We start from the raw sequence: 13490 nt of genomic DNA, 5'->3' as shown, positions 1-13490 counted from the left end.
CTATTTGCTTTAACTTAGTTATATCAACATTTTCGTCAAGAAAACGACATGGGAGCTAAGTATGCAAATTGGTGCGAATTCTTTACTGCAAGAGATGCAGTCGCTAAATGGTCAAATTGGCACTTCTAGCATTCAAACTGGGATCACTCGCCAAGTGCAAAACACTTCCGGTGCTGATTTTGGTCAGCTACTCTCCCAAGCTGTTGGAAATGTAAGCGAACTTCAATCAAATGCTGCTAATCTCGCCACTCGACTTGATATGGGAGATACCACAGTGACATTATCTGATACCGTGATCGCGAGAGAGAAATCCAGCGTGGCATTTGAAGCAACGGTTCAAGTGCGTAACAAGCTCGTAGAAGCTTATAAAGAAATTATGAGCATGCCTGTTTAGGCCTTTAATCAGTAAAGCAGGGTGCAATTGTGAGTACAGAAATGGTCGTAGGAACAGGTTCAGGTTTAGCAACTGATCCACAAACATCAGGCGTGCAAGAAGAGCACAAACCAGGATTAATGGGCTCCTTAGGCGGCGTTGATATGCTGCGTCAGGTGACGATGATTTTGGCGCTGGCTATCTGTTTAGCGTTAGCTGTATTTGTAATGATTTGGGCACAAGAGCCTGAATATCGTCCGTTAGGTGAAATGACCACCGCTGAGATGGTGCAGGTACTTGATGTTCTTGATAAGAACCAAATTAAATACGAGATCCAAGGTGATGTGGTTAAAATCCCTGAAGATAAATATCAAGAAGTAAAAATGCTGATGAGCCGCGAAGGGCTCGACAATGTAGAAGCCAATAACGACTTTCTGAATAAAGACAGCGGTTTTGGTGTAAGTCAGCGCATGGAGCAGGCGCGTCTTAAACACAGCCAAGAACAAAACCTAGCTCGCGCAATTGAAGAACTACGCAGTGTTACCCGTGCCAAGGTTATTTTGGCCCTACCCAAAGAAAATGTTTTTGCCCGTAACCGCTCAAAGCCGAGCGCGACAGTTGTTGTCAGCACCCGACGAGTTGGATTAAGCCAAGAAGAAGTTGATTCGATTGTTGATATCGTCGCATCTGCTGTACACAACCTAGAGCCGAATAAAGTTACTGTAACTGATTCAAATGGCCGCCTACTTAACTCTGGTAGCCAAGATGGTGTTTCAGCTATTGCCCGCCGCGAATTAGAAATCGTGCAGCAAAAAGAGTCGGAATACCGCAATAAAATTGAATCGATTCTAATGCCAATCTTAGGCCCGGAAAACTTTACAGCCCAAGTTGATGTCAGCATGGACTTTACTGCTGTTGAGCAAACTGCCAAGCGTTACAATCCTGATTTACCAGCACTTAGAAGTGAAATGGTTGTTGAAAATAACTCGAATGGCGGCACCACAGGTGGTATTCCTGGCGCATTATCGAATCAACCGCCAATGAACGCTGAGATCCCACAAGAAGTTAATGCGACTGAAGCGGCGACGCAAACATCGGGTAGCTCACATAAAGAAGCAACCCGTAATTTTGAGCTTGATACCACTATTAGTCATACTCGCCAGCAAATCGGTACGTTGCGCCGAGTGAGTGTTTCTGTTGCAGTTGACTTTAAAAACGCACCCGTTGCTGAAGATGGCAGTGTCAGTCGTGTACCACGCACAGAGCAAGAGATCGCCAATATCCGTCGCTTGCTTGAAGGTGCTGTTGGTTTTAACACTCAGCGCGGCGATGTTATTGAAGTTGTTACTGTGCCATTTATGGACCAACTGATTGAAGCTGCTCCAACACCAAAGATGTGGGAAGAGCCATGGTTTTGGCGTGCGGTTCGCTTAGTCTTAGGTGCGTTAGTTATTTTGGTACTTATCTTGGCGGTCGTCCGACCTATGTTGAAAAAGCTGGTTTACCCTGACAGCGTTAAAATGCCAGATGAGCCACAAATGGGCGGTGATTTAGCTGAAATTGAAGATCAATATGCTGCAGATACGTTAGGTATGTTACAGCGCCCAGAAGCCGAATACAGTTATGCCGATGACGGTTCAATCTTGATCCCTAATCTGCATAAAGATGATGATATGATCAAAGCAATCCGTGCATTAGTGGCAAATGAGCCTGAATTATCGACACAAGTCGTGAAGAACTGGTTACTTGAAGATGACAAATGAGATTAGTGTAGAGGCAAAAACTGACGCGACTGCGTTTAAGCCAAGTGATTTAAATGGCATTGAAAAAACAGCTATTTTATTGCTGAGCTTAAGCGAGAGTGACGCAGCGTCAATTTTAAAGCACCTTGAACCAAAGCAAGTGCAAAAAGTCGGTATGGCCATGGCGGCAATGCAAGATTTTGGTCAAGAAAAAGTAATAGGTGTGCATAAGCTGTTTCTCGATGATATTCAAAAGTATTCTTCAATTGGCTTTAATAGCGAAGAATTTGTGCGTAAAGCACTAACGGCAGCACTGGGTGAAGATAAAGCCGGTAATTTGATTGAACAGATTATAATGGGCAGTGGCGCTAAAGGTCTGGACTCATTGAAATGGATGGATGCACGTCAAGTTGCAACCATTATTCAAAACGAGCACCCGCAGATCCAAACTATTGTACTGTCTTACCTAGAGCCAGATCAGGCTGCTGAAATCTTTGCTCAATTCCCTGAAAATACCCGCTTAGATCTAATGATGCGTATCGCTAACCTTGAAGAGGTACAGCCTGCGGCTCTGCAAGAATTGAACGATATCATGGAGAAACAATTTGCAGGGCAAGGTGGTGCACAAGCGGCGAAGATGGGTGGCTTAAAAGCTGCGGCGAATATTATGAACTACCTCGATACTGGGGTAGAAAGTCACTTGATGGAAACCATGCGTGAATCTGATGAAGAGATGGCGCAGCAGATCCAAGACTTGATGTTTGTATTTGAAAACCTAACCGATGTCGATGACATGGGCATTCAGGTATTACTGCGTGAAGTGCAACAAGATGTGTTGATGAAAGCACTGAAAGGCGCCGATGATCAGCTTAAAGAAAAACTGCTTGGTAACATGTCAAAACGTGCAGCTGAGTTACTCAGAGATGACTTGGAAGCGATGGGACCAATTCGTATCAGTGAAGTTGAAGTTGCACAAAAAGAAATTCTATCGATTGCGCGCCGCTTAAGCGATAGTGGTGAAATTATGCTTGGCGGTGGCGGCGGTGAAGAGTTCTTATAATGACTGAACCTAAAAAGCCCCAAGGTGCGAGCTTGATCAGCGCGGAAGATTTCGGTCACTGGGATCTGCCTGATATTAGCCAAGAGCTCGACCCTCAATCATTGAATATGTTTGGTCGCAATAGTCTGCAGCTACCAGAAGATGATGAGTGCGAAGCAGAAACGATCTTGCCACCCACTTTGAGCGAAATTGAAGATATTCGCGCGCACGCCGAGCAAGAAGGTTTCGCTGAAGGCCAAGACAAAGGTTATAGCGAAGGGCTTGAAAAAGGTCGTTTAGAAGGCTTAGAGCAAGGTCATAATGAGGGCTTTTCTCAAGGGCAACAACAGGGCTATGAAGAGGGCCTACAAGCGGCAACAGAAATGATTGCACGTTTTGAACAGTTAATCGGTCAATTTGAAGCACCGCTGGCAATCCTTGATACTGAAATTGAGAAAGAGCTATTAGCAACCAGTATGACCTTGGCAAAGGTTGTGATTGGCCATGAGCTAAAAACCTACCCTGAACATATCTTATCTGCGCTGCGTCAAGGTGTTGACTCCTTGCCAATCAAAGAGCAAAAGGTCAATTTACGTTTAGCACCTAGCGATGAAAAACTAGTAAGCGAGCTTTATTCGCAAGCTCAATTAGAGCGTAATCGTTGGGAAATCGAAATCGACCCAAGCCTAAGCGCTGGTGATTGTATTATCGATAGTGGTCGCAGCCATATTGATATGACGGTTGAAACTCGTATGCAACATGTGTTTAGTGAACTCGATAAACATCAGCAAGACTTAACTCAACTCAAAGAGCAGCAAGAAGAATCATTATTAGCTGCACGAGCGCAAGGTGCGCCACAGATTAATGCTGAAGCGGAGCATATAGAGCCGGTTAACGCCGAAGCAGTCACGTCAAACATTCCTGAAGGTGAGCATGACGACACGCCAACACAGCCTGCGTAACAAGCTTGCCCAGCATCAGCAAAAAATCCATCCATTTGTCGTTGAAGCGAGTGGTCAGCTGGTGCGTGTAGTTGGCTTAACTCTTGAAGCAACGGGCTGCCGCGCAGCGGTTGGTAGCTTGTGCGCAATTGAAACCATGGCCGGCAATCTTATTGCAGAGGTGATTGGATTTGATGATCAGCTGCTATACCTAATGCCGATTGAAGAGCTACGTGGCGTATTACCCGGTGCTAAAGTCACCCCACTTGGTGAGCAGTCAGGCCTTAACGTCGGTTTATCTTTACTAGGCCGAGTATTAGATGGAAGCGGTCAACCCATTGATGGCTTAGGTAACTTAAAAACAGATCAAAAAGCGTCAAGTCATGTTGCTGCAATTAATCCGCTAGCAAGGCGAGCCATTAGTGAACCGTTAGATGTTGGGGTAAGAGCAATTAACGCCATGCTAACTGTTGGTAAAGGCCAGCGGATGGGTTTATTTGCGGGCTCAGGTGTAGGTAAAAGTGTTCTGCTTGGTATGATGACCCGCGGCACTAACGCCGATATTATTGTGGTTGGCTTAGTCGGCGAGCGTGGCCGAGAAGTTAAAGAATTTATTGAAGAGATTTTAGGCCCAGAAGGGCGAGCACGTTCTGTTGTTGTTGCCGCACCTGCCGACACATCACCATTGATGCGTCTTAGAGCGTGTGAGACATCGACTCGTATTGCTGAGTATTTTCGAGATCTCGGTTATAACGTCTTACTGTTAATGGATAGTTTGACCCGCTACGCCCAAGCCCAGCGTGAAATAGCCTTAGCTGTTGGCGAGCCGCCAGCGACTAAAGGGTATCCGCCGTCAGTATTTGCAAAACTGCCTAAACTTGTTGAGCGCGCCGGTAATGGTGGTGGTACACAAGGCTCTATTACTGCGTTTTATACCGTATTAACCGAAGGCGATGATTTACAAGATCCTATTGCTGACGCTTCACGTGCGATTTTAGATGGCCACATTGTTTTGTCACGCCAACTTGCAGACTCAGGTCATTATCCTGCCATTGATATTGAAGCTTCTATCAGCCGTGTAGCCCCAATGGTGATAAGTGCTGAACATCTAGAAGCTATGCGCAAAGTAAAACAGGTTTATTCGCTCTATCAGCAAAATAAGGATTTGATTTCGATTGGTGCTTACAGTCAAGGTAGCGACCCACGTATCGATAACGCGATTCGTTTACAGCCCGCTATGAATGCGTTTTTACGCCAAACCATGAAAGACTCAGTGACGTTTGAAAGTAGTGCGTTAATGTTGAGTCAAATGGGCGCTCAATGCCAAGTTTAATCACAGTAACAAGTGTAAAAACTTGGCAGAGAAAGCAGTGCTTCATAACACTCGCTTTAACCAATATAGGTGCAGTGACACATGGTTAGACCCGATCCATTACACTTGGTATTAAAGTTGGCGGTGGAAGCAGAAGAGCAAGCATCTATGCAGCTTCGCTCAGCTGAATTTGAGTTACAAAGGCGCCAGAGTCAATTAACGGCGTTACAAAACTATCGCCTTGACTATATGAAACAGATGGAGCTGCAACAGGGGCAGAGCATCAGCGCAAGTAATTATCATCAGTTTCATCAGTTTGTAAGACAAGTTGATACCGCAATTGGTCAACAGGTTCATGCGGTAAAGGAAGCTGATAATCAAAAGCAGCACAGGCAAGTTAATTGGCAAACCAAGCAACAAAAGCGCAAAGCGGTTGAGTTGTTATTGGTCAATAAAGCTGAGAAAGCTAAATTAGCTGAATTACGCAGCGAGCAAAAGATGATAGATGAGTTTGCATCGCAGCAGTTTTATCGTAGACGCTAGCTGCGAGCAGCAAATTTTTGCAAATGTTCAGCCAGCTCTTGGGAATTTATCCTTTCAATACAGCTGCATTTTCTTATTGTCCCGCCTTTTCGAATCACACTCCATTATTTAGAATTTAAATAGCTTTTTCTGGCACCAGTATTGCATTCATTACTGTTAATACACAATAAATGGCACATAAAGCCGTTATTTTGACTTGGTAACCGCATAGGTTCAGTTCGATTTGTTAACGCTGATGGAGAAGTCATGCAGCAGATGAACAATATTTTACTTAACAGCCCTGAACAAGGGAAAAAGGCCGTTCAGTCTCATAGTCAGTCTGGTATAGAGAGTCGCTCTAGCAGTCTTACTAATGTACAACAAGATAATCGTTTTTCAACTGAGCTTGAGAAAGCGGCTAACTCCGAGCAAGTTAGCGATGCAAATCAATCTGTTAACAAAGAAAATCAAGAGCCTAACAAACAAACTCAAGCAGTAAATGAAGGTGGCTTGAAAGAATCCAACAGCTTAAGCGAATCAAGCAATGACACTGCTGGCAACAATAGCGCAGATGCTGATTTTACGGATAAAGATGATGTCAGCCACGTACTAGCACAAATCAATTTAGCCAGCCAATTAAATACAGGGGTTGAAACTGATAGCCAGCTTGCCGCTAACGGCGAAAGCTTGCCGTTGCCAAATGAAGCTGACAATCATGAGGCTATCGATGAACTAACGGAGCTTAGTGTTGAGACATTACCTGATGAAGTTTTACTGACATTAAGCATGCAGTCTGGTTTAACTGAGCAAGAATTATCACAGTTGTCAGAGCCAGAGTTAAAGGCGCTTTTACAACAAGGCAATTTTGTTGATGCTAGCGGTAAACCAAGCGCTGAATTATTAGCTGCAATGTCAGCTAATAATGCCAACAGCACTAGTACTAACATCAATAGTTCTAGCTCTGGAGTCAACCCAACTGCTGGACAGGCTGCAGAGACGAACAGTCTAAATTCTGCAGCGATGCAAAATACAGTTAATACCAATCAGCTTGATGAAACTAAGCTTGCTGAAGCTAAGTTTGCAAATGACAGTAAGCTACCAAACGAAAATAAAGACCTGTTTGGTAAAGAGCTTAACCCTGCTGGCGCCAATACGGCTGCAGAGTCATCAAAATCTACTAATAATGCTGAGCTTAATGCTGGTAGCGCTGCAGTTGCCAATCAAACAGCAGCAAATGAGTTATTAAAAAACGCAGAGCTTACAGTAAAAATGAGTCCAAGCCATGCTGGATTAGAAGCTAGCTTAACCAGCGAGCCGAGCGCTGTTCAAGACAGCAAATCATTGACGGCGCTGCAGCATCAATTGCAGCAAACCGCAGCTAATCGTCAAGAACTCCCGCAATTACAAGCATCGTTAAAGCAAGCTGGCGAAGCGACACCATCAATGCAGCAGATGATCCAACGATTTGCGCCGGTAATGAACCAGCAGCTGATCACCATGGTGAGTAACGGTGTGCAGCAAGCTGAGATCCGTCTCGACCCTCCTGAACTAGGGCAGATGATGGTGCGCATTCAAGTTCAAGGCGATAACACGCAAGTACAATTTCAAGTAAGTCAGCATCAAACAAGAGATCTTGTTGAGCAAGCCATGCCAAGGTTGCGGGAAATGCTAGCTGAGCAAGGTATGCAGCTTACCGATGGGCAAGTGTCACAAGGTAATGGCGGCCAAGGGCAGGGCGAAGGGAGTAACGAGCGTGGAAGTGGCTCAGGAACACACGATATGGATGAAATTTCAGCAGAAGATCTGCTGGCAAGGTCAAATCTATCAACAAGTTCTGCTTCAGGTATAGATTATTACGCATAAGCAGGTAACCTATAGCAAATAAAAACAACCGCTAAAGACGCTCGCGCAAATTGGCGTAGCGACGGAGAAGCCAAATGGCAGAAGAAGCAAGCTTAGAGCTGGAAGACAACACTGAGCCTAAAAGTAAAAAGAAGCTGATTTTATTTGGCGTTATCGGTGTCGTGCTGATTACTATTATTGCCGTCACTGCATGGATGTTATTAAGCTCTGATGATGCGCCAGTCGCGAACCCGGGTGAAGAAGTTGTTGCTGAGCAAGCGGTTTCCAGTGGTAAAGAAGCATTTTACGCGGCAATGCCAAGACCTTTCTTATTTAACTTATCTGATAATGGTCGCACGCGTTTAGTTGAAATTAAAGTGCAGCTTATGGTACGTGGTACTGACGACGATACGCTGATTAAGAAACACATTCCTTTGATTGAAGATGCGTTGCTAACCACTTTTAGTAGTGCAGATATTCAAAAGATGAGCTCTCCTGCAGGTAAAGACGAACTGCGTTTGCTTGCTCTGAGAAATGTGCAAAACACACTACAACCTGTAACTGGTCGCACAGTGGTTGAAAAAGTATTATTTACTGGCTTTGTCATGCAATAAAGCGAGGCTAAGCGAAGTGAGTAAAGTCATTGCTGTATAGTAAAGTAATACGCGGTAAGGCAATGATTTATTAAGTTTTAGTTTATAACGTGACAATTTATGAAAGTAGGTTTTTAAAGTGAAGGCGATATCGTGAGTGACTTATTAAGCCAAGACGAAATTGATGCGCTGCTCCATGGCGTCGATGATGTTGATGAAGACATTATTGATGATAATGAGCTAGACGCACGCTCCTATGATTTCTCGTCGCAAGACAGAATTGTTCGTGGGCGCATGCCAACGCTTGAGATTGTTAACGAGCGTTTTGCGCGTCATTTACGGATCAGCATGTTTAACATGATGCGCCGTGCTGCGGAAGTGTCAATTAACGGCGTGCAAATGCTTAAGTTTGGTGAGTACGTACATACCTTATTCGTCCCAACTAGCTTAAACATGGTGCGTTTTAGTCCGCTAAAAGGCACTGCATTGATCACCATGGAAGCGCGTCTGGTATTTATTTTAGTGGATAACTTTTTTGGTGGCGATGGCCGCTTCCACGCAAAGATTGAAGGTCGTGAATTTACTCCTACAGAACGTCGTATTGTGCAGTTGCTGCTTAAAATAATCTTCGAAGATTATAAAGATGCATGGGCGCCGGTGATGGATGTGCAGTTCGATTATCTTGACTCGGAAGTTAACCCGGCCATGGCCAACATTGTTAGTCCAACAGAGGTCGTTGTGGTGAGCTCATTCCATATTGAAGTCGATGGTGGCGGTGGTGATTTCCACATTACGATGCCGTATTCAATGATTGAGCCTATCCGTGAGCTACTCGATGCCGGTGTACAAAGTGATACTCAAGATACCGATATGCGATGGTCACAAGCTTTGCGCGATGAGATCATGGATGTTGATGTGGGTATTGATGCCACGGTAGTAGAACATAAAGTCACATTAAGAGAAGTGCTTGAGTTTAAAGCCGGTGATGTGATCCCAGTTGAGCTACCTGAACACATTATTTTGAAGGTTGAGGACTTACCAACTTACAGATGTAAGATGGGCCGCTCAAAAGAAAATCTAGCATTAAAAATCTGCGAGCAAATTCCGCGACCAGAAACAGTAAAATCAGAGTTGCAGCTTGTCACTCACAAAGGACGAGCGCGTGATCGCTCAGAGATATAAGGTAGAAAGTAAATGAGTACAGATACGGATGATTGGGCTGCAGCGATGGCTGAGCAAGCGATTGAAGAAGCAAAGGCAGTAGAGTTGGACGAGTTTAGTAACGATAGTACGCCATTGAGCGAAGAAGAAGCATCAAAGCTTGATGCGATTATGGATATTCCGGTAACCATTTCGATGGAAGTGGGCCGCAGTTTTATTAATATCCGTAATTTACTGCAATTAAACCAAGGCTCAGTTGTTGAGCTGGATCGCGTTGCAGGTGAACCTCTTGATGTTATGGTTAACGGTACCTTAATTGCCCACGGTGAAGTGGTTGTGGTGAATGATAAATTCGGCATACGTTTAACAGACGTGATTAGCCAAACAGAGCGAATTAAAAAGCTAAAATAATAAAAGTATTAGGGATTGTTGATGAGCTTTAATTTGGTTTTAGCCAGCCTTGCTGGTGCTGAGACGCAAGTGAGTACTGCAGCCAACGTAACGAGCAATACTGGAAGTTCTGCATCAAGTATTGCGACGCTTTCAAGTATGGTTGGTGGGCTCATTGTTGTTTTGGTTCTTATTTTCTTTTTGGCTTACCTAGTAAAGCGCTTTAATTTGGTGCCGAGTAGCCAAGGAGTATTAAAGACCATTGCTGTAACGCCATTAGGCCAAAAAGAGAAACTCGTTTTAGTTGAAGTGGATGGTCAACAATACTTGCTTGGGGTAACGCCAAACCAGGTGAGCTTGGTGGATAAGTTAGCGCAACCTGTTGAAGTTGCAAGCGAGTCCTTTGCCACCCGTCTAAGACAAGCGAAGCAATCACAATGATGAAATGGATTTTACTTGTTGCCGGATTGGCGATGTCGGTATCTGCACCGGCATTGGCTGAAAACGGTATTTTGCCTGCGGTAACAGTATCAACTGGCAGCGACGGCTCTACTCAGTACTCAGTAACGATGCAAATTTTGTTACTGATGACGGCGCTAAGCTTTATTCCGGCGATGGTTATTATGTTGACCTCGTTTACGCGGATTATTGTGGTGCTGTCAATTTTGCGTCAAGCAATTGGCTTGCAGCAAACGCCATCTAATCAAGTGTTGATCGGCATTAGCATGTTTTTGACATTTTTTATCATGTCACCTGTGTTTGATAAAATTTATGATCAAGCGGTACAACCTTACATAGAGCAAGGTATGCCGCTACAACAAGCATTTACATCAGGCCAAGGGCCGCTAAAGGATTTTATGTTAGCGCAAACACGGCTAACTGATTTGAATACCTTCATTGAGATCTCAGGCTATCAGGGTATTAACGAGCCTGAAGACGCTCCGATGACAGTGATTATTCCAGCCTTTATCACTAGCGAACTCAAAACAGCATTCCAAATTGGCTTTATGCTATTCGTGCCTTTTCTAGTGTTAGATTTAGTGGTTGCCAGTATTTTGATGGCTATGGGTATGATGATGTTATCGCCAATGATTGTATCTTTACCCTTTAAAATTATGCTTTTTGTGCTGGTTGATGGCTGGAGCCTGGTAATGGGCACATTAGCGAATAGTTTTGGATTATAGGTAAGCTATGAGTCCTGAAGCACTGATAGATATCTTCCGCGAGGCACTGGCTGTGATTGTAATCATCGTATCGATGATTATTGTGCCAGGCCTTATCATTGGTCTTATTGTTGCTGTGTTTCAAGCCGCTACCTCGATTAACGAACAAACACTGAGTTTTCTACCACGTTTGTTGACCACTTTATTGGCTCTGATGTTAATGGGTCATATGTTGGTACAGATGATGATGGACTTCTTTTTCCAAATGGTGGACATGATCCCCCAAGTGATAGGCTAACTCATGAAAGTGCTAGGTTAACTATGGAGATAATGCTCGATACCATAATGGATGGTATTGCTGGTTATCTTTGGCCGTTAACACGGATCTCTAGCATGTTTATGGTTATGGCGGTATTTGGCGCAACCACCACTCCCACTCGTGTTCGCTTACTATTGTCGGTTACCGTAACTGCGGCTGTCGCTCCTGTATTACCTGCAATGCCAAGTATTGATCTGTTTTCACTTAGTGCAGCATTTGTTACTGCTCAGCAGATTATTATTGGCGTAGCCATGGGCTTTGCCACATTGCTATTAATGCAAACTTTTGTATTAACCGGGCAAATTATTGGTATGCAAACCAGTTTAGGTTTTGCCTCTATGGTCGACCCAAGTTCGGGCCAACAGACCCCGGTAATAGGTAACTTTTTCCTGCTGTTAACGACGATGATTTTTCTCGCGGTAGATGGTCATTTATTACTGATCAAAATGGTTATTGCCAGTTTTGACTCTATTCCGGTGTCAATGCAGGGGCTAAGCCTCACTGGTTATCGCTTATTTACTGAATTTGTGGGTTATATGTTTGGCGCTGCGCTAACAATGTCGCTATCGGCGATTGTGGCGCTATTAACCATTAACTTGGCCTTTGGTGTGATGACGCGAGCGTCACCGCAGCTAAACATTTTTGCAGTGGGTTTTCCGGTGACTATGGTCGCGGGATTATTTATTTTGTGGTTAACCTTGTCTCCTATCATGTCGCACTTTGATGAGGTGTGGCGCGAAACTCAAATACTATTGTGTAATGCGCTTGAGCTGCAGTGCAAAGTCGATGGCGGGCTTAACTAATGTTAGGCGCTTGTATTACTTTTATTTGGCAAGCGGTACTAATTGTGCTCGAGCTTTGCCTCCTCGATCAGGGAGGTCGTCTCTAAATGTCGGAGAATGACAGCAGCCAAGAAAAAACAGAAGAAGCAACCTCCAGAAAACTGCAACAGGCCAAAGACAAAGGGCAGGTTGCACGCTCGAAAGAACTCGGTACATCTGCAGTTCTTATCGCGGCATCAGTCGGTTTATTAATGACCGGACCTGATATGGCGCAAGCACTGCACAACATCATGACCAAGCTGTTTACCTTAAGTCGTGACGACATCTTTGACACTAATCAAATGATGAACGTTTGGGGCATGGTTGGTAGTGAGCTTGCTGTGCCTCTATTTGGTTTTATCTTGTTTTTAGCGCTAATTGCCTTTGCTGGTAATGTTGCCTTGGGCGGGATGTCTTTTTCGGTTAAAGCCTTTATGCCTAAAGCCAGTAAGATGAGCCCAGTTGCAGGCTTTAAGCGGATGTTTGGTGTGCAGGCATTAGTTGAGCTTACCAAAGGTATCGCTAAGTTTTCGGTAGTGGCTATCACGGCTTATTTACTGCTAACAATTTACCTCAATGACATTTTATTACTCTCACAGGAACATCTTCCCGGCAACATTTATCATGCGATGGATATTGTCGTGTGGATTTTTATTCTGCTGTGCGCCTCGACATTTTTAATCGTGGTGATTGATGTGCCATTTCAAGTATGGAATCACGCTAAGCAGTTAAAGATGACTAAGCAAGAAGTGAAAGATGAATACAAAGACACTGAGGGTAAACCTGAGGTTAAAGGTCGTATTCGGCAACTACAACATGAAATGTCACAACGGCGCATGATGGGAGAAGTACCCAATGCCGATGTGATCGTGGTTAACCCAGAGCATTATGCTGTTGCTGTTAAATATGATGCAGCCAAATCTACTGCACCGTTTGTTGTGGCTAAGGGCGTTGATGAAGTCGCTTTTAAAATTCGTGAAATTGCCCGCGAGCATGATGTTGCTATTGTGTCAGCGCCACCTCTTGCCAGAGCCATTTTCCATACCACCAAAATTGACCAAGAGATCCCTGAAGGGCTCTTTACCGCAGTAGCCCAAGTATTGGCGTATGTTTTTCAGTTACGTCAATATCAAAAAGGTAAAGGACGACGCCCAAATCCAATTCCTGTGAAGCAACCTATTCCTGATGAGTTAAAGCACTAAAGATCTGATTTTTGACCAAAAAAGCGCCATTTGATTGCGTGGATATTCTTTGCTTATCGCTTTCAGGGTA

At 44.3% G+C, this 13490-nt stretch carries 15 protein-coding genes; all 15 read left to right on the top strand.

Annotated features, from left to right (window positions below):
• The first annotated feature begins 61 nt into the window (after positions 1-61).
• The 15 genes from fliE to flhB all read left to right on the top strand — a co-directional run bounded on the left by fliE (position 62) and on the right by flhB (position 13420).
• A complete protein-coding gene (fliE, locus tag L2740_RS13890; RefSeq protein WP_248468626.1) occupies positions 62-394 on the top strand; it encodes a flagellar hook-basal body complex protein FliE in 333 nt (110 codons plus the stop codon).
• A gap of 41 nt (positions 395-435) precedes the next feature.
• Complete coding sequence (gene fliF / locus L2740_RS13885) at positions 436-2136, top strand: flagellar basal-body MS-ring/collar protein FliF (protein WP_248950832.1); 1701 nt, start codon at positions 436-438, stop codon at positions 2134-2136.
• Positions 2126-3175 carry a flagellar motor switch protein FliG gene (gene fliG / locus L2740_RS13880; RefSeq protein WP_248950749.1) on the top strand — a complete coding sequence of 350 codons (1050 nt, stop codon included), beginning with the start codon at positions 2126-2128 and terminating at the stop codon, positions 3173-3175. The genes fliF and fliG overlap by 11 nt, the downstream gene beginning before the upstream one ends.
• The gene (fliH, locus tag L2740_RS13875; RefSeq protein WP_248950748.1) at positions 3175-4116 is read left to right on the top strand and encodes a flagellar assembly protein FliH; all 942 of its coding nucleotides are present in this window, start codon (positions 3175-3177) and stop codon (positions 4114-4116) included. The genes fliG and fliH overlap by 1 nt, the downstream gene beginning before the upstream one ends.
• Positions 4088-5428, top strand: coding sequence for a flagellar protein export ATPase FliI (gene fliI / locus L2740_RS13870; RefSeq protein ID WP_248950747.1), 1341 nt, complete (start codon positions 4088-4090; stop codon positions 5426-5428). The genes fliH and fliI overlap by 29 nt, the downstream gene beginning before the upstream one ends.
• An 81-nt stretch (positions 5429-5509) precedes the next feature.
• Positions 5510-5950, top strand: a complete 441-nt coding sequence (gene fliJ / locus L2740_RS13865) for a flagellar export protein FliJ (protein ID WP_248950746.1) — start codon at positions 5510-5512, stop codon at positions 5948-5950.
• A 246-nt stretch (positions 5951-6196) separates the two neighbouring features.
• Positions 6197-7792, top strand: coding sequence for a flagellar hook-length control protein FliK (locus L2740_RS13860; RefSeq protein WP_248950745.1), 1596 nt, complete (start codon positions 6197-6199; stop codon positions 7790-7792).
• A gap of 74 nt (positions 7793-7866) precedes the next feature.
• Positions 7867-8385: a flagellar basal body-associated protein FliL gene (gene fliL / locus L2740_RS13855; RefSeq protein WP_248950744.1), complete on the top strand. Its 519-nt coding sequence runs from the start codon at positions 7867-7869 to the stop codon at positions 8383-8385.
• A gap of 132 nt (positions 8386-8517) precedes the next feature.
• On the top strand, positions 8518-9546 hold the full coding sequence (gene fliM / locus L2740_RS13850; RefSeq protein ID WP_248468619.1) for a flagellar motor switch protein FliM: 1029 nt from the start codon (positions 8518-8520) through the stop codon (positions 9544-9546).
• Positions 9547-9558: 12 nt separating this feature from the next.
• Positions 9559-9936: a flagellar motor switch protein FliN gene (fliN, locus tag L2740_RS13845; protein ID WP_248468618.1), complete on the top strand. Its 378-nt coding sequence runs from the start codon at positions 9559-9561 to the stop codon at positions 9934-9936.
• 21 nt (positions 9937-9957) lie between these two features.
• Positions 9958-10356, top strand: coding sequence for a flagellar biosynthetic protein FliO (gene fliO / locus L2740_RS13840; RefSeq protein WP_248950743.1), 399 nt, complete (start codon positions 9958-9960; stop codon positions 10354-10356).
• Positions 10353-11099 carry a flagellar type III secretion system pore protein FliP gene (gene fliP / locus L2740_RS13835; protein ID WP_248950742.1) on the top strand — a complete coding sequence of 249 codons (747 nt, stop codon included), beginning with the start codon at positions 10353-10355 and terminating at the stop codon, positions 11097-11099. Before fliO ends, fliP begins: the two co-directional genes overlap by 4 nt.
• A gap of 7 nt (positions 11100-11106) precedes the next feature.
• On the top strand, positions 11107-11376 hold the full coding sequence (locus L2740_RS13830) for a flagellar biosynthetic protein FliQ (RefSeq protein ID WP_248468615.1): 270 nt from the start codon (positions 11107-11109) through the stop codon (positions 11374-11376).
• 23 nt (positions 11377-11399) lie between these two features.
• Positions 11400-12200, top strand: a complete 801-nt coding sequence (gene fliR, locus L2740_RS13825) for a flagellar biosynthetic protein FliR (RefSeq protein ID WP_248468614.1) — start codon at positions 11400-11402, stop codon at positions 12198-12200.
• A gap of 86 nt (positions 12201-12286) precedes the next feature.
• Positions 12287-13420: a flagellar biosynthesis protein FlhB gene (gene flhB / locus L2740_RS13820; RefSeq protein WP_248468613.1), complete on the top strand. Its 1134-nt coding sequence runs from the start codon at positions 12287-12289 to the stop codon at positions 13418-13420.
• The last annotated feature ends 70 nt before the right edge of the window (positions 13421-13490 follow it).

This window comes from Shewanella pneumatophori (assembly GCF_023283895.1).
GTDB classification, from domain to species: Bacteria; Pseudomonadota; Gammaproteobacteria; order Enterobacterales; family Shewanellaceae; genus Shewanella; species Shewanella pneumatophori.
The sequence above is the reverse complement of the archived record's forward strand: the minus strand, read 5'-3'. Positions and strand labels throughout refer to the sequence as shown.

Bases quoted from the DNA above. Each gene is read 5' to 3' on its own strand.
- fliE (WP_248468626.1), top strand. From the start codon at position 62: ATGCAAATTGGTGCGAATTCTTTACTGCAAGAGATGCAGTCGCTAAAT.
- fliF (WP_248950832.1), top strand. From the start codon at position 436: ATGGTCGTAGGAACAGGTTCAGGTTTAGCAACTGATCCACAAACATCA.
- fliG (WP_248950749.1), top strand. From the start codon at position 2,126: ATGACAAATGAGATTAGTGTAGAGGCAAAAACTGACGCGACTGCGTTT.
- fliH (WP_248950748.1), top strand. From the start codon at position 3,175: ATGACTGAACCTAAAAAGCCCCAAGGTGCGAGCTTGATCAGCGCGGAA.
- fliI (WP_248950747.1), top strand. From the start codon at position 4,088: ATGACGACACGCCAACACAGCCTGCGTAACAAGCTTGCCCAGCATCAG.
- fliJ (WP_248950746.1), top strand. From the start codon at position 5,510: ATGGTTAGACCCGATCCATTACACTTGGTATTAAAGTTGGCGGTGGAA.
- L2740_RS13860 (WP_248950745.1), top strand. From the start codon at position 6,197: ATGCAGCAGATGAACAATATTTTACTTAACAGCCCTGAACAAGGGAAA.
- fliL (WP_248950744.1), top strand. From the start codon at position 7,867: ATGGCAGAAGAAGCAAGCTTAGAGCTGGAAGACAACACTGAGCCTAAA.
- fliN (WP_248468618.1), top strand. From the start codon at position 9,559: ATGAGTACAGATACGGATGATTGGGCTGCAGCGATGGCTGAGCAAGCG.
- fliO (WP_248950743.1), top strand. From the start codon at position 9,958: ATGAGCTTTAATTTGGTTTTAGCCAGCCTTGCTGGTGCTGAGACGCAA.
- fliP (WP_248950742.1), top strand. From the start codon at position 10,353: ATGATGAAATGGATTTTACTTGTTGCCGGATTGGCGATGTCGGTATCT.
- L2740_RS13830 (WP_248468615.1), top strand. From the start codon at position 11,107: ATGAGTCCTGAAGCACTGATAGATATCTTCCGCGAGGCACTGGCTGTG.
- fliR (WP_248468614.1), top strand. From the start codon at position 11,400: ATGGAGATAATGCTCGATACCATAATGGATGGTATTGCTGGTTATCTT.
- flhB (WP_248468613.1), top strand. From the start codon at position 12,287: ATGTCGGAGAATGACAGCAGCCAAGAAAAAACAGAAGAAGCAACCTCC.